This is a genomic window from Streptomyces sp. BF23-19, from assembly GCF_041106355.1.
Taxonomy (GTDB): domain Bacteria; phylum Actinomycetota; class Actinomycetes; order Streptomycetales; family Streptomycetaceae; genus Streptomyces; species Streptomyces virginiae_A.
Genome location: NZ_JBGBPT010000013.1, coordinates 40,850 through 60,524, shown reverse-complemented (window position 1 = coordinate 60,524; position 19,675 = coordinate 40,850). Strand labels below are relative to the sequence as shown.

General features: G+C 68.7%; 15 protein-coding genes and 3 pseudogenes. 6 read left to right on the top strand and 12 right to left on the bottom strand.

The features are described from left to right. Positions 1–9: 9 nt before the first annotated feature. The 5 genes from panD to AB8A24_RS10430 form a co-directional block, all read right to left on the bottom strand. On the bottom strand, positions 10–378 hold the full coding sequence (gene panD, locus AB8A24_RS10450; RefSeq protein ID WP_030719588.1) for an aspartate 1-decarboxylase: 369 nt from the start codon (positions 376–378) through the stop codon (positions 10–12). 70 nt (positions 379–448) lie between these two features. Continuing rightward, positions 449–2,041, bottom strand: a complete 1,593-nt coding sequence (locus AB8A24_RS10445; RefSeq protein WP_328964447.1) for a class I tRNA ligase family protein — start codon at positions 2,039–2,041, stop codon at positions 449–451. Continuing rightward, positions 2,041–2,394, bottom strand: a complete 354-nt coding sequence (locus AB8A24_RS10440; protein ID WP_328964446.1) for a cupin domain-containing protein — start codon at positions 2,392–2,394, stop codon at positions 2,041–2,043. Before AB8A24_RS10440 ends, AB8A24_RS10445 begins: the two co-directional genes overlap by 1 nt. Before the next feature lie 41 nt (positions 2,395–2,435). Next, complete coding sequence (locus tag AB8A24_RS10435; RefSeq protein ID WP_328964445.1) at positions 2,436–3,680, bottom strand: FAD-dependent oxidoreductase; 1,245 nt, start codon at positions 3,678–3,680, stop codon at positions 2,436–2,438. Between the two features lie 1,176 nt (positions 3,681–4,856). Further along, complete coding sequence (locus AB8A24_RS10430) at positions 4,857–5,432, bottom strand: TetR/AcrR family transcriptional regulator (RefSeq protein ID WP_328964444.1); 576 nt, start codon at positions 5,430–5,432, stop codon at positions 4,857–4,859. 477 nt (positions 5,433–5,909) lie between these two features. Here AB8A24_RS10430 and AB8A24_RS10425 point away from each other — a divergent pair, with 477 nt between their 5' ends. Beyond that, complete coding sequence (locus tag AB8A24_RS10425) at positions 5,910–7,148, top strand: transposase (protein ID WP_328964443.1); 1,239 nt, start codon at positions 5,910–5,912, stop codon at positions 7,146–7,148. Positions 7,149–7,311: 163 nt separating this feature from the next. Here the strand turns inward: AB8A24_RS10425 and AB8A24_RS10420 are convergent, their stop codons facing one another. Then, positions 7,312–8,085 (bottom strand): SDR family NAD(P)-dependent oxidoreductase, encoded by a 774-nt coding sequence (locus AB8A24_RS10420; RefSeq protein ID WP_369475385.1) that lies wholly within the window; start codon positions 8,083–8,085, stop codon positions 7,312–7,314. A gap of 57 nt (positions 8,086–8,142) precedes the next feature. After that, positions 8,143–8,781 (bottom strand): ScbR family autoregulator-binding transcription factor, encoded by a 639-nt coding sequence (locus tag AB8A24_RS10415; RefSeq protein WP_369475384.1) that lies wholly within the window; start codon positions 8,779–8,781, stop codon positions 8,143–8,145. Between the two features lie 126 nt (positions 8,782–8,907). Here AB8A24_RS10415 and AB8A24_RS10410 point away from each other — a divergent pair, with 126 nt between their 5' ends. The 3 genes and pseudogenes from AB8A24_RS10410 (at position 8,908) to AB8A24_RS10400 (ending at position 11,152) form a co-directional block, all read left to right on the top strand. After that, entirely contained in the window at positions 8,908–9,843 is a 936-nt protein-coding gene (locus tag AB8A24_RS10410) for a ScbA/BarX family gamma-butyrolactone biosynthesis protein (protein WP_369475383.1), read from the top strand. Between the two features lie 704 nt (positions 9,844–10,547). Then, positions 10,548–10,658 (top strand): annotated as a pseudogene (locus AB8A24_RS10405) (molybdopterin-dependent oxidoreductase); the annotation flags it as partial. Then, complete coding sequence (locus tag AB8A24_RS10400; protein ID WP_327363446.1) at positions 10,655–11,152, top strand: hypothetical protein; 498 nt, start codon at positions 10,655–10,657, stop codon at positions 11,150–11,152. The pseudogene AB8A24_RS10405 and the gene AB8A24_RS10400, both read left to right, overlap by 4 nt. Here the strand turns inward: AB8A24_RS10400 and AB8A24_RS10395 are convergent. Next, on the bottom strand, positions 11,122–11,778 hold the full coding sequence (locus AB8A24_RS10395; RefSeq protein ID WP_328964438.1) for a methyltransferase domain-containing protein: 657 nt from the start codon (positions 11,776–11,778) through the stop codon (positions 11,122–11,124). The genes AB8A24_RS10400 and AB8A24_RS10395 overlap by 31 nt on opposite strands. Before the next feature lie 369 nt (positions 11,779–12,147). Here AB8A24_RS10395 and AB8A24_RS10390 point away from each other — a divergent pair, with 369 nt between their 5' ends. Further along, the gene (locus tag AB8A24_RS10390) at positions 12,148–12,516 is read left to right on the top strand and encodes a hypothetical protein (RefSeq protein WP_328964437.1); all 369 of its coding nucleotides are present in this window, start codon (positions 12,148–12,150) and stop codon (positions 12,514–12,516) included. Between the two features lie 70 nt (positions 12,517–12,586). Continuing rightward, entirely contained in the window at positions 12,587–13,123 is a 537-nt protein-coding gene (locus tag AB8A24_RS10385; protein WP_369475413.1) for a hypothetical protein, read from the top strand. A 1,143-nt stretch (positions 13,124–14,266) separates the two neighbouring features. Here AB8A24_RS10385 and AB8A24_RS10380 read toward each other — a convergent pair. From AB8A24_RS10380 to AB8A24_RS10365, 4 genes and pseudogenes are all read right to left on the bottom strand, one after another. Further along, positions 14,267–14,798, bottom strand: a pseudogene (locus tag AB8A24_RS10380) (transposase); the annotation flags it as partial. 199 nt (positions 14,799–14,997) lie between these two features. Next, positions 14,998–16,437, bottom strand: coding sequence for a vanadium-dependent haloperoxidase (locus AB8A24_RS10375; RefSeq protein WP_328964436.1), 1,440 nt, complete (start codon positions 16,435–16,437; stop codon positions 14,998–15,000). 247 nt (positions 16,438–16,684) lie between these two features. Next, positions 16,685–17,044 (bottom strand): annotated as a pseudogene (locus AB8A24_RS10370) (transposase family protein); the annotation flags it as partial. A gap of 372 nt (positions 17,045–17,416) precedes the next feature. Beyond that, positions 17,417–18,934: an FAD-binding oxidoreductase gene (locus AB8A24_RS10365; RefSeq protein ID WP_369475382.1), complete on the bottom strand. Its 1,518-nt coding sequence runs from the start codon at positions 18,932–18,934 to the stop codon at positions 17,417–17,419. Positions 18,935–19,675: the final 741 nt, after the last annotated feature.

The window sequence follows — 19,675 nt, the reverse complement described above, 5'->3', positions numbered from 1 at the left end:
GTCTGAAGGTCACGCGCTGAGGAGCGCCGTCTCGGTGATCGCGTTGGTGTCGTCGACATGGACCACGCGGGACTTGTGGTCGGCGACCTCGTCCGGGGTGAGCTGCGCGTAGCTGATGATGATGACCTTGTCACCGGTCTCCACCAGGCGGGCGGCGGCGCCGTTGACGATGACCTGGTTGGCGGCCGGCTCGCCGAGGATCGTGTACGTCTCGAAACGCGCGCCGTTGTTGACGTTGACGACGTGCACCAGCTCGTGGACGCCGATGCCGGCGGCGTCGAGCAGTTCCGGCGAGATGGTGATGGACCCGACGTAGTTCAGGTTGCTGTCGGTGACGGTGGCGCGGTGGATCTTCGCGTTCATGAAGGTGCGCAGCATGGTGGATCTCCTGGGAGGTGAAGATGTCGTTCGTGCGGGAGTGGTGTGCGGGGCGGGTCGCTCCGCAGGGTCATGCGGTCGGGGCGGCCGGGATGACCAGGCCCCGGAAGGGGTTCTCCGGTGTGCTGGAGAGGTCGGCGAGCAGGGGTGCCTTGCCGACGGTGGTCGGGCCCGCGAAGGCGATGGAAATGCTCTCGGCGAGGTCGGGGGTGATCGGCCAGGCCAGGGTGCGCAGCGCCCACAGGAACCTCAGCGCGCCGGAGACCTCGCTCGCGGAGTCGGCCTGGATCCGGGCGGAGCGCAGCGCCAGCACCTCCAGGTGGAGGGCGACCGCCTCGGCGGCCTTGCGGACGCTGAAGTTCTCCAGCCGGTAGGCGTCCTCGAAGCGTCGTCGGGACGCCTGCAGGGCCGCGTCCCACCACGGAGAGGGCGTCGCGTCGATGTGGCGGCCGGTCAGGGCGTCGAGCTGTTCGACGATCGTGGTGAGGGGAGCGTCGTAGCGTGCGGCAATGGTGTCGGCCGCGATGGGCTCGCTGAACTCCGCCTGCTGTAGTTCGGGGCTGGTCAGGGCGAGGACGAACCGCGCCCGGTCGCGGCCGACGGACTCCAGGTAGTCGCGCGCCCAGCGCACGTCGCCCTTGCTGGTGGAGAACTTGCGGCCCTCCAGCATGTAGTACTGGTTGGTGAGCGTGCGGGTCCTGGGGAGGGGCACCGGCATGCCGTGGCGGGCGGCGAGCAGAGCCAGGGTCACGTAGACGAAGGCGTTGTAGAAGCCGTTGTCGATGCCGATGAATTGGACGAGTTCGTCGCACTCGGCCTGGGTGTCCAGACGTGCTTGCCGCAGCCAGTACAGGTGACCGACGTAGATCTCCGGCCAGGCGTTGATGGCCTGCGGCTGGATATCGGGGCCGTCCCACTCGACCGTGATGCCCCAGGCGGTGGGGTAGGTCAGCGGGATGTACGGGAGCCGCCCGGCAAGCGTGTCGGCGACGACCTTGGCCAGGTCCGGACGCAGCTGCACGTCGGTGGTCCGGTACCAGTTGGTGATCATGGACCGGTAGCGTTCGAGGTCCAAGACCCAGATCGAGACCGTTCGCTGCGGCAGGGCGGATGCGGTGTCGGTGACGGGCAGCAGGGCGCCGGGCAGGTTGTAGAGGCCACAGGCCTCGCAGACGCCGGCCCTGGCGTGGGCCAGGCAGGTGGGGCAGCGTCCGGTGACGAAGGCCTCGGCCTTGTACTCACCGGTGTCGGCGTCATACGGCAGCTCGACCTCGCGCAGGTCGAACGCGCCGTGCTCCCAGAGCCGGGTGAAGAAGCCGCGGACGAACGTGGTGTAGTCCTCGTCCGGTCGTTCGAACAAGTCGACGTCGACGCCCGCCAGTTCCAGCGACTTCGTCACGCTCTCCATGGCGTGCTCGATGAGCGCCTCCGGCGTGGTCCCGAGCCGTTCGGCGGTGGTGACGACGTAGGTCTGGTTGTCGTCGGTGCTGGTGGCGAAGGCCACGTCGTGTCCGAGGATCTTCTGGGACCGGGCGCACACGTCACTGTTGAGGACGGGGCCGGCGAGGTGGCCCAGGTGCAGGTCGCCATTGGGCGTGGGAGGCGAGAAGGTGACGTTGACGCGGCGCGGGGCGGCGGTGTCGGCACCCGGGGAGTCGGCCATCAGGCGTCCTTGCCGAGCTCGGCGGGCTGGAGCCAGTAGATGCTCACGAAGGTCAGCGGGTCGGACTCGCTGGTGTTCGTGACCTTGTGGTCGGTGCCGTGCGGGACGTAGACGACATCACCCAGGGTGATCTGGCGCTCCTCGGTGCCGACGCGCAGGTGCCCCTCACCGCTGATGAAGATGAAGGTCTCGTCGGTGGCGTGGCCGTGGGGCGTGCTGGACTCGGTCGGCCGGATGGAGCACAAGGTGCTGTTCCAGGGCGGTACGACGACGCCGTCCCAGGGGTAGAGCTGGCGGATGTCGCAGCCGTTCTTCCGGATCCGGGCGTCGTCGGCGTCGGTCTTCACGTGCATGGTGGAAGTCCCTTCGATGGGTGCGTCGGAGCCAACTGGGGCTAGCCGAGGGCGAGCAGTCGCTGGACGGTCTCGTGGTGAAACGATTCGGCGGGAACGCCGTAGGCCCCCCTGAAGGTGGCGAGCCGGGATCCGGCCAGCACCGGGTCGGTGGGCCACGCCTTGGCGTACGCCTTGCGACGCGCGGCGCCCTCGGGGGTGAAGGTCATGTTCATCGCGGTGCGGACGGATCCCGAGATGCGCAGGCGGCGCATCCGCTCTTCGCGTTCGTCGACGTACGGCTTGAGGATCGCGGGCGACCACGCGGTACTGGAGCGCAGTGCCTCCCACACCAGGCGCGCGTCCCGCAGGGCGATGGACAGGCCTTGGCCGACCACCGGATCGCTCCAGCCGGCCGCGTCGCCGATCAGGACCGCGCCGGGGACGACTGGGCCGTCCGTCCAGGCGTCGTTCATCGGGTAGAAGGCGCAGGACTCCGAGGGGGTGACCGCGGCGAACATCTCGCTGTTGGGGATGCAGTCCAGTTGGAACGCCTTGAGGAAGTCGGCCTGCCGGGTCGGGCCGGAGAAGCGTCCCTTCTGGGCGACGTCGTGCAGCAGGTACAGCCGGGCCTTGGCTCCCGCACGGGGGAAGACGAAGTAGAGCAGGTCCTTCTCGGTGCCGATCGAGGTGACATTGGCGGGCCAGTCGTGGAGGTCCTCCACGAGCATGCCGCCGCCCAACGAGTTCGGCGGGGTCTGGGTCAGGGAGATGCCGAGCTGACGCCGTACGGTCGAGGTGCGACCGTCCGCTCCGACGACGAGACGGCAGGGCACCTCGTACTCGACGTCGTTGTACTCGTAGCGAACGCTGGGGTGGGGCCCGCCTGTCACCATGACGTCGCCGATCCCCCTCACCACTGTGGCCCCAGCCTCAGCGGCAGCGGTGGCGAGCGCCTCGCACGCCTCGGGGTGACCGACGTCGAGCACGCCACGAATGCCGGGAAGCATGTCGTCCAGGTTGAGGGCGTTGGCCCAAGCGGTCTCCGGGTCGGTGATCTCGTCGAATCCGACGAAGCGGTCGATGTAGGTCCCACCCGCATCGAGCAGCTGCTTCTCCAGGCCGAGTTCGAGGAGTTCGACCACTCCCCAGCAGTTGATCACCTCGCCGCGCACCTTGTCCCGGTAAACGGTCTGTCGCTCCAGGAGCAGGACGTCGTATCCGTCACCCGCAAGCGCCGCCGCCAGGGCGGATCCGGCTATTCCTCCCCCGATCACGACTGCGTCCACACGCTCAACTGTCGCCATGGAACCCTCCACAGAAGCCTTTCAAGGCATTGCCGTATTGGCCGCCCCAGAAATGGGCAGCCGGAAATCCGAGCTGGTCGAATCGATAGAGTTGCCGCAGGACAGCGAGTGCTGCATCGCAAGAGGCGTCACTGCCAGGAAAGCCCCTGACCCACGCCCGACGGAGTGGAGCAAGCCTGCCGACGGCCTTGCCTCTTGGAGCTCTTCCGATCGCTAGGGAGGGCCTGCCGCCGCTCCGGATCGCCGTGCGGACCCTGTCGGCCGCAGATTGAACAAGCTTGAGGACCCGCGGAAGTCGCCGGCACCCATGCATTGGTCACACACGCCGGCTCAGCCTCCCTCACCGGTCCGCCCTTGGTACTAGTGTCGGTTGCGGCATCCACGATCCGCGCCGGAGCGGGGTGCGGCAATGCCGACTCGCGAAAATCGCACCCCGATTCGAGCAAAGATACGAATGCCACTCCTCCCGCGACGAGAACCAACGGGAGTGTTTGCTTGAAGGTTCGGTTACCTTCGAGCCCCGGTTCCTTCGAAGGTGGGAAACCCGGCAGGGCGTGGGTCATGGCACCCGGCAACCTCGGGCATGCTCAGTGGGAGTTCCTCGCGGTGTACTTCCCGATACAGAGACGCCCCGTACCGTGAGCGGCTGAGAGAACGGTTCGACCGTGCGCTCCGACGGTGCCGTTTCCTGACGGAGGCCACAAGCGAGCAGGAAGGGGCCCGTCAGAAGGACGCGAGGAGCGCTGGTGCTGTGACGGAAAGGTCCACCGGGTCACGGCGCCCGGTACGGCACCTCGCCGCGTTGTCGGACCACGGAAGTACGTCCAGTACGGCCCGCGGCCCTCCGCCTTGCGATGCACCGCACCGGACACCGCGACCCGGCAAACCTTTCCGGCCACAGCACTGGCCGGACGGACGAGCCGGACACCGAAGCGTCCCCGCACCTACGCGGACTCTGTCCGAAACCGGCGCGGTCAACCTCTCCTCCCACAAGAAGGCGGCTCGAAGCGCGCTCGAACCGTTGCCGGGAGGGGTCGCCCCAGGGCTGCCACCCCCACTCACCGCGCACGGTCATCGGGCAGGGTAGGGCAGGGCAGGAATCGGAACGGGGCCGGCCCCCACCCTCGGCGGCCACGAGCTCTCAGGCCGCCCTCCCGCTACGCCGCGCAGCCCCCGTCACGAAGACGCGAGGCTCGACGGACCGCAAATGCCTCGCTGGATGATGTCCCACATCTGCCTGATCTCCTCCACCGTGCCAGGTTCGCGCGGCTGCTCGCCGTTCAGCTCACTCGCCGCGCGGGCGCGGTACTCGGCGCCGAGAATCAGAAACCGCGACAGCATGGCCAGATCCTCCGGACGGACCGCGGCATGCAACTGTCCGTCCCGATAGGCCTGGCTGAAGAGGTCCTGCACGGCGGCGACCCAAGAATTCATCCAGGCGAGGTCCCCGTCCGGCAGCTCGCGGCTGAGCCGTGCCGCGGAGCGGACGGCCGGCTCCTCCTCGAGCAGCCGCGCCAGTTCGAGCGTCATGTCGATGGCTCGGTGCAGCGCCGGTGCCGGGCCTGACGGCAGGGCGCCGAGCGCGGCCCGGGTGACGGTCTGACCCTTCGCCTGCACAGCGGCGGCCAGTTCGCCCTTGGTCGAGAAGTGAAACGTCAGGGCGCCCATGGTTATCCCGGCGGCCCGGCAGACCCGGTTCAGTGCGGCACCGGTATAGCCGCTCCGGTCGAACTCGGTCGCCGCGGCGTTCACCAGTGCCTGCCGGGTGCGTACCGCCCGTAACTGCCTCGTCATGCATGTCTCCGGTGCGCTGGTTGATGGTCAACAAGACGGCCCCTTCCGGCACCGACAGGGAGGACGGCAGGTGCGCGCACCACACGTACGACGGACGCCGTGAAGGCGAAGCGCGCCGACCTGTCCGTCCCCGGCTCGGTCCGGTGGCGGAGCGCCGGACGGCCTCCACGGGAGCGGAATGTGCCTGCGACCCCCTTTCTGCGGGCGTTGCCGGGGGCCGACCTCGTCGTCCAGCGGTCGTGGCGGCAAGTGTGACGCCGCAGGTCAGCGTCTACAAGCCCGTCGATCACGGTTGGCCGGTTCACGCAGAGTCAGGCCTCCTGACCGAAGGCGGGGACCTCATGGGCGGGTTGGCTGATTCACTCCGACAAAAAAATAGCAGCCCCTATTATTCTTTGGGCATCGACCTCTGAGCCGCACCCCCCGGAGCTCCTCATGATCAACATCGCCTACGGTGCCGACCGGTTGTCCACCCTGGAAGAGGGCCATCGAGTCGCCGGTTTCGCCGATCAGCTCTTCACGCACTTACCGAGAGCGGACCAACGCCGCTGGGCCGCCGCGTATCTGGTGGGACTTCTGGCGGTCTCGGGCAGGAAATCCGTGCGCAGCCTGGCTGCCGCCATCACCGACTCCCCCACCGCCTCGCAGTCGCTGCACCGCTTCATCAACGCCAGCCCGTGGGACTGGCAGCCGGTCCGGGGCGAGCTGAGGCGCTGGATCGAGCAGCGGACGCGGCCGAAGGCGTGGACCATCGGTGTCGCCGTGGTGCCCAAGCGGGGTGACCAGTCGTGCGGAGTTCACCGCAGGTTCGTGCCGCCCCTGGGCCGGACCATCAACTGCCAGGTCGGCATCGGGCAGTTCCTGGCCACGAGCCGCGGTCAGATTCCTGTGGACTGGCGCCTGCACCTGCCGAGCGAGTGGAGCGAGGAGCAGCTGCGCCGCCGCACGCGCATTCCCGAGGCCGTCCAGCCCCTTCCGGTCTGGGCGCAGGTGCTCGACCTGGCCGACACATTGGCCGCCGACGCGTCCCCGGCCCTGCCCTTGGTAGCGAATCTCCGCGAGCCCAAGGAGTCCGACCGGCTCCTCCTGGGGCTTCGGCAGCGCGCCCACGACTTTGTCGTCGCCGTCCCCGACGGCCTGGCCGTCCAGCCTGGCGTGGCGGTTCCTCCCTCCGGTCCGGCCGCCGACGGCACCGCTTCGCCGATCAGCGCGCGTCGCTTCCTGGAGACCGAAGGTGAACTGCTGCGCTCGGTCCTGAGGGCGAGCCCTCTGCGCCCCTCGCGGCTGACCCGTGTGGTCACCGGACTGGTGCGCCTGCCCCGCGGCCCGCAGCCGCAGCGCTTCTACCGGCTGTTCGCCGAAGTTCCCCGCGAAGGCGAGCAGCCCACCGCGCTGTGGGTCACCACCCTCGTCCACCTGCCGATGGAGGAACTTCTGGAGCTGGCGTCCCTGTCGGCCGCCACCCCCCGGGCATTGCGCCGACTCGAAGGTAGCTTCGGGCTCCAGGACTTCGAGGGCCGGTCCTATCCCGGCTGGCATCGCCATGTGACGCTGGTGTCGGCGGCCTGCGGCTTCCAGGATCTGGCGGATGTCGACCCGGCCGGCCTTCCCGGGATCCGTCCCTCCGCCCGTCTGATCAGGGTGCCCCGGCGGCCGGCGCGGCTGCCGGTCTGACTTCGCGCGGCCCCGCACGGCGGGTCCCTGTGGCACCGTTCCTCTCGTGCCACGGGACAGGGGCCTCGCTCGCACCACCCGTGTCGCACACGCGACGGGCGCCGTGACGTCGCGCGGTTCGCCCGGCTGTTACGACGTCACCTTGACCATTACTAGGCACGGTTCACACCGCGCTCCACCCGCCGTCCACCGCCACCGCTCCGCCGGTGACGAAGGATGCCCGGCCACTGCACAGCCACAGTGCGGCCTGCGCGATCTCCTCCGGGTCTGCCAGTCGCTTCTGCACCGCGCGCCTGGTCAACCTCTCGACCGCAGCGGGGGTGCCGTCAAGGTACGGCTCCAGCTGCGGGGTGCGGGTGGCTCCCACCATCAGTGCGTTCACCCGGATTCCAGCGGCCCCGTACTCCGCCGCGGCGGCTCGAGTGAGGCCGAGGACCGCGTGCTTGGCCGCGATGTACGGGGCCGTGGCGCCCGTTGCCGAATGCCCGGCGACGCTGGAGGTGTTGACGATCACGCCACCGTGCTCCTGCCGCAGCATGACGGGGATCTGTCGGCGCATGCAGTTCCAGACGCCGCGGACGTTGACGTCCATGACCGTGTCATAGGCGCCCTCGTCCAGTTCATGCAGGACTGGGCCGAACGCCCCCGACCCGGCGTTGTTGAAGGCCACGTCCAGTGCGCCGAACTCCTCGACCGCCCGGGTGACGGCCTCCCCCACCTCCTCGGGACTTCGCACGTCTCCCGGCACGACCAGCGCCCTCCCCCGTTCCGCGCGGATCGTTTCGGCCAGTTCCCGCAACGCGTCCTTGCGCCGGGCCAGCAGCACGACGGCCGCACCCTCCCTGGCGAAGAGCCTCGCAGCGGCGGCCCCGATGCCGCTCGACGCTCCAGTGATCATGGCTGTTCGCCCCTGTAAGGCTCCCGCTATCTGTGGCATAGCCAGATTCAACGCCATGCACAGCGGGCACGGCAGCCCCTTTGCGTGCGATCAGGTTCAATTCACGCCATGCGGAGGGGAATCGTCCTCATCGAAGCGCAACGTCTCCATGACCCTGCTCGCACATTCCTCGCCGGCAATGAGTGGCAGCAACAGGACCCACATCTGCCGGATGCGGTCCGGGAGGTCCCTTCGGCCGCTGTCGAGCTGGGCGTTCATCTGGGCCCCGGTGCAGGCGTTGACCACGAGCTGTGCCAGCTGCCGCAGTTCCACGTTCGGTCGCAGTTCACCGTTCTCACTGGCCTCGCGCAGGAACGGCTGGAGCACCTGTGCCCACTGCCGATAGGAGTTGCCCTCCTCGTCGCAGACGAAGTACTCCTGGTCCATCACCAGTCGAGCGCCCGCCAGCAGTAAAGGGTCCTCCCTCAGCTGTGTCGCCCAAGCCAAGGTGATGTCCACGGCACCCTGCAGGCCGGCGGCCGTGGGCCCGACCACCAGCTCCGGCTGGGTCCGGACAATCTCACGTGCGAGCTCCCCCTTCGACTCGAAGTGGAAGTAGAGCGCCCCCAGCGTCAGGTTCGCCCGCCTCGCGATCTTATTGACGCTCGCCCCGGCGAAGCCGAGCTCGGCGAAAACCTCGGCGCCCGCCCTCAGGATGGCCGCTCGTGTCCGAGCGCTCCGCTCTTGTTGTGCCATACATCTGCCTCCCCAGCATCTCGACAATAAACATAGTCATCTCTATGTTACTGCGCAGAGTTCATTGCACCGTTGTCTGCAGTGTCGCCTGCACCCAACTCGCATCGTTCCAGGGGGGAACTACCGATGAACATCACAACTGGCTTAATCACGCCCTTCGAAGGCGTCCAGCATGCCTCCACGACCTTGACCCGCAAGACCGCACCCGGTCAGGCGTTCCTGTCCGGATGGCGCCGCCACGACGACGGCGTCTCCCACACCGTCATCGCCGACTGGCCCGCGCACCACCCCTTGTACACCTCCCACAAGGGCCACTACCACCCTCTCCTCCTCGCCGAGACGATCCGCCAGTCCCTCGCCCTGTTGTCGCACGTCGCCCATGACATACCCCTCGACTTCCGCCTGGGCTGGGAGTCCTACGACAGTTCCGTCGTGCCGACAGCCATGCGGACCCGATCGGTGCCGGCCGTCGTGCGCTTGACGATCACCCACACCGAGGTGGACCGTTACCGGCGCGGATCCGTCCGCCTCGCCACCCAGATCACGGCGATACGCGACGGAGAGCCGCTCGGCATCGCCCGTGTCCGCTACACCGCCCACCCTCCCGCGATATACGAAAGGCTGCGCGGGGAGTACGCGGACGCGCAGGCCGCCACGGCACGCGCCCTCCCCCTCGGGCCCGCCCTCGACGACGCCACGCGGGGACGGCAGACCTCGCTGGACGATGCCGTCCTGAGCCCGATCGGAGAATCGCATCGCTGGCAGCTGCGTGTGAACACCGCCAACCGCTCCTTCTTCGACCACGCACACGACCACGTACCGGGGCTGGTCTTCCTCGAAGCCGCCGCCCAAGCCGCACAGGCCCTTTCCGACGCCTCCCAGACCGTCCCCACGGAGTTCGACGCCCGGTTCGCCCGCTACGTCGAGCTGGACTCCCCTTGCTGGGTCGAGGCGACCCCACTGCGCCGCAGCAGGGGCGGCGTCGTCCGTACAGAGGTCACCGGGCACCAGAGCGGCATGAAGGTCTTCTCCATACACGTGACCGCCTTCGAAGACGCCTGAGACCGCCGCCTCAGGGGAGGCCGCACCCCGGACAACAGTGGACCGCTCTCGTGTGTCCTGTGGTCGCGGCGCCGCAACGCCACGGTCACGAACCGTCCCCGCCCACGCGCTGCTGGACAGCTCGGTCGGCACAGGGATGGGGGACGTCGATGGCGCCGTCGCGGGATGTGCCGTTGTGGCTCTTCACGTTGGACCCGGAGAGGCCACGACACCGCTGGTGGCCGTCCGGACCGGTGTCGTCCAGGCGGTGGGCGGTGCGGCGATGAAGACGACGTGGCACGCGAAGTTGCTCGGGGTGCGAGCCGTGGACGCAGGGCCGGGTCAGGTTGCGGGTGTGATGAAGAGGCGGCCGGCCGTGCTCTCCGGTGTGCTGTGAGCGCGGACAGCGGTTCTGTGCCCGGCTTCCGGCTTCCTCTGCACGTTCGAGGCCCTCCAAGGTGCCCGCGAGATCCTCGCGTACGGCCGCCGGCGCGCGCTCCTGCCGCCCTCACGCGTCCTGATGCGCCCTCATGACGAGCCTCGCAGGCCCCTGGACCTCAGGAAAGGGCGGACGCTCGCGCGACACTTCACCCGCGGCACCCACCACGACTCCGGAATCCGAACCGTATCCGGTCCACGCTCCGGTATCGCGACGGAGAAACCGACGTTCGTACCGGTCAGAAGGATGCCAAGCCTGTACGACCAGGAGACGAAGAACGTTTTTTGCGCCGCTCTCGTCCGACCACGGCTATCCAGCGCGGATCATCGTCCCCGGGGCACCCGGAGTGCACAACACCAAATGGGTCACCCGCCTGACGTTCGGAGAGCCGGCATGAGCGCTCCGACGGCCTTCCGCCGCCGCTACGGCGCCTCCCCGCTGCACCTGCTCCTCGTCCTGGCCTCCTTCGCCCTCGCCCTCTACGCCGGACTGCGCCTGTTCGAGGGCGACACCGTCGGCGTGGCCATGTGGTTCGTCGGCGCGGCCCTCCTCCACGACCTCGTACTGCTCCCCCTGTACTCGCTCACCGATCGGGCGGCACAGGCCCTGTTCACCCGGGGCCCGGACGACGGCCGGTCCACGCCACCGGTGAGCGTCAACTACGTCCGCGTTCCCGGGTTCGTCTCCGGTGTCCTGCTGCTGGTCTGGTGGCCGCTGATCCTGGAACAGGTCGGGCACTACACCGCCGCGACCGCCCTCCCGGCGGACGGCTTCCTGGCCCGGTGGCTGCTGATCACCGCCGCGCTGTTCGCCGCCTCGGCCATGGTCCTGATCGTACGGACATGGGGCCGGAGCCGGGCTCAGCGGCAGGCCCGCAGCGCGACGAAGTGACGGCCTCCAGTACTGGTCCACCGCTCGGCCTCGGTCCATCCCTCCGACGCTGCCTGGCGGTTCAGCGCTGCGGCGCCGACCACGGCCCATGGGAAGACGGTACTCACGGGCCATTGCCCGGCATGGATACGGACGCGGCGGCGCTCGTCCACATCAGTGGCGGCGACCTCCACCAGGAGGAGGCCTTCCCGGTGCACGAGGGCCCGGACGCGGCGGAGCAACCGTCGGGGGTCACCGCCGATGCCGATGTTCCCGTCGATCAGCAGCGCCGTCCCCCACCCGCCCTCGTCGGGGAGAGCATCGAAGACGGACCTGCTCATTGCGGACCCTCCCCGGCACACCGTCGTGATCACGGCGGAAGGACAGACGTCGATGCCGAGGACCTGGCGGCCCCGCCCCGTCAACGCCTCGACCAGCCGGCCGGCGCCGCACCCGATGTCCAGCACCCGGCCGGTGCACCGGCGCAGAACCGTCCGGTCGGCCTCGTCCACCCGGCCACACCACCGCTCCAGGTCCAGGGGGAAGTGCCAGCCCTCCGCATCGCGCAGTGACAGCGTGCGCTGCGGGGTGTGCATCGCCTGCGCGTAAGAGCTGCTGCTCCAGGCGCGGTGTTCATGAGCGGTCATCCCCCATGTCTCGCCGCACAACGCGCCCGCGGTGCGCTCCAGGCCGTTGATTCCCCCGGATGGGTCTTCAATATCGGTGCAGCCTCAACAGCCCGCCCCTGATGGGCGGATGATCGTGTGCGGTGACGACGGGCTGGCCCGTCGGCCGGCCTCCGAGCTGCGGGAGGTCTACAAGGAGCGGGTAACGCTGGTAGCGCCCGCCGCCCGCGACACTCAGCCGAGCGTCGGCCGCGCCCCTGGGGTACCGGGGCGCGGCCTGCCGGGGCGGGTCCCGCTGCCACGGGCACGGACCGCGGGCGGCGGGCCGCCGGCCGTGCGGGACTACAGATCCTGGACGCGGCGGAGCCGGACGAGGAGGTACTGGCCGCTGTGGGGGTGGCCGGGGCCGCCGCGCTGGCACTCGTCTATGAGGACCACGACACCAACGTCCGGGCCGCCCTGGTGGCACGCCGGCTCAACCCGAGGCTGAGGCTGGTGATCCGGCTCTACAACCGCAAGCTCGGCCGGCACCTGGAGGAGCTCCTGGACCAGGCCGCGATGGTGGCGGAGCCGGGTATCGACCTGCGGGAGCTGAACTCCTCGACGACCGTGCTCCCGGACGCCGATACGGCCGCGGCCGCGCTGGCCGCCAGTGCCGTCGCGGGTACCGGCAGGGTGGTCCAGGCCGACGGCCTCCTGCTGCGCGCGGTGGAGCGTACGCGGCGGGCATCGGCTGGGCGCACTCCCTGCTCGCCCTGACCAGCTCGGACACACCACCAACCTCGAGGCCGCCCTGTACGCCCGCACCGTCGAGCCGAATCTGCGGGCCGTGCTTCGCCTGTACGAGGACGACTTCGCGACCGCCGTCTACCGCACGCTTCGGGCCGCGCACCCGGCTGCCCTGACCCGCAGCCGCAGCGTGACGCACCTCGGCGCCCCCGCCTTCGCCGGGGCGATGATGGGCCGGCAGATCCTCGGCATCATCCCGGTGGAGCGGCGGGTCCTGCTCTTCTCCGCCGTGGACGCGGCCGGCCACCCGCACCTGGAGGGCCGCACCATCGCGGAGTCGTTCCGCCCGGGCGCCTGGCGGGTCCTCGCCCTCGACACCGCCTCACCGGAGGACCGCCGACCCGACCTCGCCTCCGCTCCCGCCGAGGAGCCGCCGCGGCAGTCGGGCCTGGTCTGGGACCTGCACCCGGAATACGTACTCAGCCGGAGGACCGCGTGGTCCTGGCCGCCACGCGTCGCGGGCTGGCAGAACTCCTCGGACCCGGGTTCAAGGTCGCCCAGGCCATCGGCACCCAGCGGGCGAGCGGCAAGGCCACGTTCCAGGAGCTGTTCAACGCGAAGTTCTCCGAGGCGCTGAAGACCGTGGGCAAGCAGCTCGACTTCGCCGACCTCTCCCGACTTCGAGTACCAGGTCGGGCGGGTGCTGGCACGGTTCACAGGCGTGCGCGTCCGTCTCCAAGACGACGGCAGCACGCAGCAGATGCCGGATATCTCCCTTGAGTACGCAGACGGGCGAGTCGGCTTCGCTGAGGTGTGGATGGCCTTGGACACCAAACACGCCGAAGTGGCAGGGGCCCTCAGCCGTGAACCTGATCTGTCCGCCTCCGGCCTGAGCCGTGAGTGGACCGTCCGTGTCAGCCGGGGTTTCCGGCTCAAGAAGGACGGCCGGAGCCACCGGCAATGAGATCCCGCGCTACTGGCCGAATTCGAGGCCGCGGGCCAGGTGTACGAGTTCGTGCCGAGTCCCGACAATCTGGCGGTTCATCCCGGCCCCCCTGGCGGCTCGGGCCGCTGCTCTGGGCATCCGCGGTCTGGCCTCGCGTCCCGCTCAGCAAGAAGGCGAAGGACGCGTCAGGGTCGTCTCGTGGGGGGGCAGGTGGTCTCGCGTTGATGATTGGGATGGCTTCCACACGTGGGTCGATACCGAGGTCAACGCCGACACCAGGCGCATGCGGGGCAATCGGGAGAAGCTCAGAAAATGCGGTTGGGGACGAGAGTCGCGCCGTCATCGGGGTGACCACGACTGCTCCGTGGCCGGCCCATCGTGCGCCCGCGAGTGACAGCCGGCTTCCCTCGATGGCACCTCTGCTCCCGCAGGAGTTCACCCATATCTGGCTCATCGGGGACCGGATATCCGACCGTTGCCTGGCGTGGTACCCAGATCTGGGATGGTTCGATCCGACCAGGATCACCTGCCAATACGACGGGCACAGGCCGTCGATGGTGCGCCTGCTGGTCCTGCTGAGCGTTTCAGCCGAGCCCAGGTTCACCATCCAATAGTGCGGCATCCGCCGTGCACCGGCAGGTACCGCTGTGGCGTGCTCGTAGAGCGGGAACCCGCTGGTTCGCCACGGCCACTGCCCGGGGGCGGGCGGCGTCTCCGGGAATCGCCGCGTCAGCAGCGAAGGAGACGTCAGGCCTCGCGGGCCGCCGCTCCGCTGCGGTGCGGCGCAAAGACGGAAAGCCTCCTCCCCGGCGTCCTCCATGGCCTGCAGAGCTACCGGATCCGTAGTCGACGGAAGCCGTGGAGCCAGGCGATGGTCCGCTCTACGACCCACCGGTAGACGCCGAGGCCGGAGCCGTGTGGGACTCCGCGGCGGGCGATCACGGGTTTGACGCCGGTCGCCCAGACCGGGCGGCGGTACTTGTCGTGGTCGTGGCCGCGGTCGGCCAGGAGCGTGTCGGGACGTCTGCGGGGCCGGCCGACGAGGCCGGCGACCGGCGGGATCTTGTTCAGCAGCGGCATCAGCCGGGTGACGTCGTTGCGGTTCCCGCCGGTCAGCGACACGGCCAGTGGGATGCCCTGGCCGTCGACGATGAGGTGGTATTGCTGCCTGGACGTGCTCGGTCGACCGGGCTGGGCCCGCTTTGGGGCCCCGTCGAGCGGCCCTGACGTGGGAGGAGGCGATCACCGCCCGCGACCAGTCCAGCTTCTTCGCGACCCGCAGCCTCTTCAACAGCACGCCGGTATGCAGCACGAACAGGATCCCGCACAGGGCTTGGCGGTCCGGTTCGGATGGTCGTTGGTCTGGTCGTGGGGAAACGTCAGTCACGGCCGTGGATCGTGTCGGATGAACTGTGGTCGCTCATCGAACCGTTGCTTCCGGAACCGGCGCCGAAGCAGGTGGAGGGCCGCCCGCGGGTACCGAAAGTCACGTGATCAACAGCTTCTGTGAGGACCTCTGAGCCGGGGCGCCGGCCGATCCGGCCGGCGTGGTCCACGGTGCCGTTTCACCGCTGATCAGGACGGCCCGGTCGTGTCGGCTGGAGCGCGTTGTCGAACACGTACTCGGCAACGTTGGTGCCGATCTCCCTCCCGTCCTCGGCGTCCCAGCGGAAGTGCGCGCCCAGCCAGAGTCGGCTGAACTCGCCCTCCTGGGCGACCTGGCTGAAGCTGTTCATCTGGCGGGACAGAACGAGTGTGTGCGGGTCCTCGGAGTGTGCGGTGAACGAGACGTCGTCACGGTCGAAGTAGTGCTGCATCGCGCCTGCCCACGCAGCCGTGAAGTTGGCGTGCCCAGAGGTCCAGGCGGGGAAGCACGGGGTCCACGGTGCCCCCGAGCGGTCCGCACTGAGGGGCTCCCAGTTTGCGTTCGCGCCGCCCGTCGCCCGGACCGCGGACACCGGGCGCCACTCGTTGATCGGGCTGTCGAACTTGCTGTCCCAGGCCGCGATCCCGGCATCCGCCAACGACAGCGCCGACAACGCGAACAAGCGGGTGGTCTCGTACGTGTCGAGCTTGAACTTCTTGGCGACGGTCCCGGTCAGCTGGAGCAGTTGCCCCGGGGGGTGGTAGGTGCCGTTCAGGTCGTGGTCCCAGAACCAGCCGACGACGGTCTGATCGTAGGTGCGCTCGGTGGAGTCGACGGCACCGACCCGACGCACCTCGTCGACCTGGCGCGCGTACTCCGGGCTGGCCAGCATTTCGTCGTAGGAAGTGAAGCCTCGCAGGGTGGGAGGCCGGAACTGCGAGCCGGAGCGGAGCACGAACGGTTTCACCTTGCCCCAGTTCGGGGTCACCGCGTCGCTCGGCTCCTTGCAGGCCCCTTCGTCAGCCGTCGCCTCTTCACCCGTCGGCCGCCAGGCCCCAGGGGTGGTGGTGTCGCCGTCGTAGACCTCCGGGTTGTCCGAACCGTCATCCGCCCGGGATTTGTTGATCTGCCGCACCACGCGGTCGACCACCAGGCGGTCGAGGGGCTCGTAGGCGTAGGGGGAGCGGCCGGTCCGGGCCTCGTACCGGGCGTCGATGTAGGCCTTGTCGCCCGGGTACAGCTCGGAGATCATCCGGTACGCCGTACGGTCGATCAGCCGCTCCTCTTCGTCCCGACCCGGCTGCGACGATTCGCTGGCGTACTTCAGCGGCCGGTTGAGGTATGGCTGGTACTTCAAGGTTCCGTACGTGTTCTGATAGGCGCTCTCGGCGTTGTAGATCGCCGCGAAGACCATCGCACCGGACCTGGAGAGGTTGCCGGGCGAGGCGTCCGAGCCCCGCGCATTGCGGAAGGTCTGAAGCAGGACCTTGTTCCAGTACTGCGTCGGATCGCCCTTGTGCCCTGTCACAACGGCGGCCGGCGGCGCAGCGGCCGCCGCCGGACTCAGCCCGGCGAGCAGGGCTCCGGCCACGGCGACGGCCCGTAGCCGTCCCAGGTGTCGGCCGGCGCGGTACTTCAAGCGTGGGAGCACAGACTGCGTGGCGGACGTGCGGTCATCGTTGGGCCTGAGAAGCACGGGCATCCCTTTCGATGTTGCTGATCAACAGCGGCAGCGTAATGTCGGATATGTCGAGATCAAGGTCAACCACGCCGACCTATCGATGTTCTTGCATTTGTCGTGATTTGCATGTAAATGATCACCTGATCGCGATCGTCAAAGCCGAGCTGTGATGGTTCAGGCGTGAAGAGGTCTCACTGAACCTTTTTCATCCTGTGTTTTCGCAGATGAGGAGGGTATGGACCGCAACAACGATGCGGCTGGTGCGGTTGGCTGGGCAGCGGGTCCGGCGGAGGACGCGCCAGGTTTTCAGCAGTGCGAAGGCGCGTTCGCCCGGTGCTCGGAGTCGGACGTGGTCTCGGTTGTACTGCTGGTACTGCGGGGGCTGGATGCTGTGGCGGTAGCAGGGAGTGCGGACGGTGGCGCCGGCGCCTTGGTCGGTCCGGTCGGCCAGGATGAGGATCTGCCGGGTAAGGCAGACCTGGACGATGCCGCGGGCGCGGGCCGCGTTCAGGTCGTGGGTGCGTCCGGACAGTGCACGGGAGAACCACAGGGGTGTGCCGTCCGGCGTGCAATGACCTGCACGTTCATCGCGCGCTACTGCCGCGAGGGCAAGACCGACGCCCGTGACGCCTTCGTGATCGCCGACGAGGTCGGCATGCGCAGGGACCGCAGGCTCATGCGGTCGGCCGATGAGGCCCTTTGGGCTGGAGATCCTCAACCATCCGCCGCACCGACCTCGTCCGCTACCACCCCCGGGCCATCGATCGCCTGCGCTCCGCACTGGCAGGAAAGTCTTGCGGCAATGGCGCCTGCCTGACTGAATCAACCATTTCAATGAGGTTTACAGGCGTCCTGCAACAGCGTGACCTCTCCATCAGGACGCGTAGGTCGTGGCTGAGCCCCCTCGCCGGTCGGGAGGGGGCTCAGGCCTGTTCGTTCAGCAGGACGCGGGCGGGATGCTCTGCTCGTACTTGAAGACGTTGTGGGGGTCGTACTCCGCCTTGATCGTGCGCAGTCGGTCGAAGTTCGATCCCCAGTAGGCGGTCTCCCAGTCCTGCATGCCGATGTTCGCCACGTTGACGTAGGCACCGTCTACGTAGGGGCGCAGTGCCTGGCTGAATTCGGCGATCCAAGCCTGGGCCTGCGAGGTGAGCGGGTCGCAGACGCCCGGCTGGTCGGAGCGGGTCCCCCAGCCGGCGCCGGGCTCGGAGTAGAAGAGCGCGTCGCGGTGCGGGAACGCCGTGCCGCCGCGGGGGCTCTTCCTGACCGCCCCGCCGAACGCCTGCACAAAGAAGTTGCTGTCGTCCGTGGGCGCGTCCCGCATGAACGAGGAGATCACATCGATCGCCTTCCTCGGGAACGGCTTTCTGGCGAACTGCGAGAAGAACTTCCAGTTCGCGGGTTCGTCCGCGATCGGGATCTGGAAGCCCGCGTACACGTCGCCCCAGTTCCCTACCTGCACCGACACCTGGGGGCTGTCGACCGACAGGATCGGGGCCAGCAGCTTCTTCGCCTCCGCGGGTGTTCCTTCCGCGAGGACCGCAAACAGCAGGATCTGGTTCCGGTGAATTTCGAGCTGGGTGCCGAGGCGGTCGTCCGTGTACGGCGCAGTACGCTGATAGGCCTCGAAGATCCTGGACAGGTCGCCGATTCCGTCCCAAGTGGCCTGCAAATACGTGACGCTCCTCAGTGGGGCCACTTTGTAGGTGAGTGAGGTGACGATCCCGAAGTTGCCGTTCCCGGCTCCGCGCAGCGCCCAGAGCAGGTCCGGGTTGTTGTGCAGATCGGCCTTGACCACCTTGGCGCACTCAGCGCCTTCCGCAACGACGACCTCGGCACCGATCAGGCTGTCGCAGGCCATGCCGATCCAGCGGGTGAGGAAGCCGAGACCGCCGCCGAGTGTCGCCCCGGACAGGCCCACGCTGCCTTCGGTCCCGGTCGTCACCGCGAAGTTCTGCTCCGCGAGCGTGGTCACCGCTTCCAGCTGGTTGAGTCCGGCGCCGACCGTCGCGACACGGGCGGCGCTGTCGATGTCGACCGACTTCAGCTCGCTGATGTCGATCACGAGGCCGTTGTCGATGTTCGACCAGCCCTCAGTGTTGTGGCGGCCGCTGCGGACCCGTAGCGCGACGTCGTTCTGCCGTGCCCATGTAAGGGCATTGACCACGTCCTGCGTGTTCTGGGCGAAGACGATGACCAGCGGATAGCGAGAGATGAGCTGGTCCCAGCCGAGGCGGGCGTCCGTATACCCGGCGTCGTCGGGGCGGACGATGCGGCCGGTCAGCTTCGCCGGCGGGCACTCCGCGTTCGGGGACGCCTCCTTCACGGCGCTCGCACCGTAGGCCTCGGTGGCCGCGAGGCCCTGCGCGACGACCGCACCGGCACCGGCGGCCGCCGTCACCTTGAGCACTTTACGACGGGAAAAGTCGTTCATGGTCCGTTTCCTCTCGGCCACCAGCGGGCACGAATTATTCACTTGCGGGTGATTTGGGCGAAGCGGACGGTAGCAAGGATGACCGCGGTGGACTGCACCGACACACTCACAACCACGGCCGAAACGACCCAACGGCCGTAGCCCAGGCACGAACCCGGTGTGCTTGGTTGGTGATACGACCACCCTGGCCGGCCAACCCACTTGCGTCTCGGCTGCCAGCTCCTTCAGGCAGCCGTGGACGTTCGACCGAGACCCGGCGGCCCAGCAGGCCGGAGAATCACCTCGGTTGCGCCTTGGACGAGCCTCCGGGCCGCTCCCGGGCAGGTTGGGAATGCACCCGCCCCGCAGGTTCGCGGACACCTTCGGCCGAGAGGCTGCCGACAGCCCCTGTGGTGGCCGAGCTTGCCGCGGTGGGCCTGGGTGAGTCGGGCGTCGAGGGTAGGTGCTCATCACCCACCTCCCCCGGTGATTCGACCCCGTCACACCCTGCCCCGACAGTTACCACGCACCTCGACTGGTGGCCTGGGGCATCAGCGTTGACCGGCCCTGGCTCGCAGTGGAATGCGCGTTGGATGGCACGCCCGAACCAGCACCGAATCCATGAGCCTTCATGCGACAGCAAGGGATCCTGCATGGGGCGAGTCCGCTCGCGGTCGCGTGCCAGTTCGTGGGGGGCCTGCACCGGGCTCACCGGAACGGGCTGGGTCCAGCGCACAGCCCCGGCCCCGCCGCGCTGCCCTGCGTTGGCGGCCCGGGCGGACC

What these genes read in the sequence shown, in the direction of transcription:
- panD (WP_030719588.1), bottom strand. Translation starts at nt 378, where the DNA reads ATGCTGCGCACCTTCATGAACGCGAAGATCCACCGCGCCACCGTCACC.
- AB8A24_RS10445 (WP_328964447.1), bottom strand. Translation starts at nt 2,041, where the DNA reads ATGGCCGACTCCCCGGGTGCCGACACCGCCGCCCCGCGCCGCGTCAAC.
- AB8A24_RS10440 (WP_328964446.1), bottom strand. Translation starts at nt 2,394, where the DNA reads ATGCACGTGAAGACCGACGCCGACGACGCCCGGATCCGGAAGAACGGC.
- AB8A24_RS10435 (WP_328964445.1), bottom strand. Translation starts at nt 3,680, where the DNA reads ATGGCGACAGTTGAGCGTGTGGACGCAGTCGTGATCGGGGGAGGAATA.
- AB8A24_RS10425 (WP_328964443.1), top strand. Translation starts at nt 5,910, where the DNA reads ATGATCAACATCGCCTACGGTGCCGACCGGTTGTCCACCCTGGAAGAG.
- AB8A24_RS10420 (WP_369475385.1), bottom strand. Translation starts at nt 8,085, where the DNA reads ATGCCACAGATAGCGGGAGCCTTACAGGGGCGAACAGCCATGATCACT.
- AB8A24_RS10415 (WP_369475384.1), bottom strand. Translation starts at nt 8,781, where the DNA reads ATGGCACAACAAGAGCGGAGCGCTCGGACACGAGCGGCCATCCTGAGG.
- AB8A24_RS10410 (WP_369475383.1), top strand. Translation starts at nt 8,908, where the DNA reads ATGAACATCACAACTGGCTTAATCACGCCCTTCGAAGGCGTCCAGCAT.
- AB8A24_RS10400 (WP_327363446.1), top strand. Translation starts at nt 10,655, where the DNA reads ATGAGCGCTCCGACGGCCTTCCGCCGCCGCTACGGCGCCTCCCCGCTG.
- AB8A24_RS10395 (WP_328964438.1), bottom strand. Translation starts at nt 11,778, where the DNA reads ATGACCGCTCATGAACACCGCGCCTGGAGCAGCAGCTCTTACGCGCAG.